The 1,040-nt window shown below is 66.1% G+C and carries 1 protein-coding gene; it reads left to right on the top strand.

The features are described from left to right. Positions 1–157 precede the first annotated feature (157 nt). Entirely contained in the window at positions 158–895 is a 738-nt protein-coding gene (locus tag ABWP50_RS13545) for an alpha/beta hydrolase (protein ID WP_353218511.1), read from the top strand. The last annotated feature ends 145 nt before the right edge of the window (positions 896–1,040 follow it).

The raw sequence follows: 1,040 nt of genomic DNA, 5'->3' as shown, positions 1-1,040 counted from the left end.
GCATCTGGTTCTGGCATCTGGTTCTGGCATCTGGTTCTGGGAACTGGTTCTGGCATCTGGTTCTGGGAACTGGTTCTGGGATCTGGCTCGGCTGGCCATAGGCACGCAGGCGGCTTCACCCTTCCCAGCCTGCCAGCCATGGCCTATGCCGTGCGCCATGCCCAATCCGCAGCAGTTTCCGCACGGCGGCGCTTCCCTCGCCTATCGCTTCGGGGCCGGCGCCGGGCCGCTCGTGGTGTTTTTGCCCGGCTACATGAGCGACATGACCGGCAGCAAGGCGGTGGCGGTCAGCGACCATGCGCGCCGTCAACAGCGCGCGCGGCTGCGGCTGGATTATGCCGGCTGCGGGGCCAGCGGCGGCGATTTTCTGGATGGCAGCATCGGGCGCTGGACTGGCGATGTGCTGGCCTTGATCAATCATGTCTGGCCGCAGGGCAAGGTGGTGCTGGTCGGATCATCGATGGGCGGCTGGATTGCGCTGCTGGCGGGCCTCAAACTCGATGATCGGCTGGCCGGGGTGGTGGGCATTGCGGCGGCGCCGGATTTCACCACCTGGGGCCTGAAGATCGGCGAGATTGATCGCCATCATCTGGCGACAGATGGCTTTTTCACGCGGCCGTCCGGCTATGCGGCGCAGCCCTATCGCTATTCGCGCGCGCTGATTGCCGACGCGCCGGCGCATTTGTTGCTCGATGGGTTGATCGGCATCTCCGCGCCGGTGCGGCTGCTGCACGGCCAGCGCGATGATGCGGTGCCGTGGCGGCTGGCGCTGGACATCGCGGCGCGGCTGCACAGCAAGGATGTTCAGGTGCGGCTCATCAAGGATGGTGATCATCGCCTGTCGCGTGACGCCGATATTGCGGTGCTGCTGCGCACCATCGAGGAACTGGTTTGACACGTCACTTTGGCCTGTTGCTGCTGATGGGCGCCACCGCCGCAGTGGCTGCTCCGGCGGCGGCTGCACCGTCCGATCCCACCCGTTACCGCGCCTGCATGGAAATGGCGCCCAAGGATCCGGCGCGCGCCCTGCAGATGGCCTA

It is taken from the genome of Sandarakinorhabdus sp. (assembly GCF_040398645.1).
Classification (GTDB): Bacteria; Pseudomonadota; Alphaproteobacteria; order Sphingomonadales; family Sphingomonadaceae; genus Sandarakinorhabdus.
This window is presented reverse-complemented; position numbering and strand designations above follow the sequence as displayed.

What these genes read in the sequence shown, in the direction of transcription:
- ABWP50_RS13545 (WP_353218511.1), top strand. Translation starts at nt 158, where the DNA reads ATGCCCAATCCGCAGCAGTTTCCGCACGGCGGCGCTTCCCTCGCCTAT.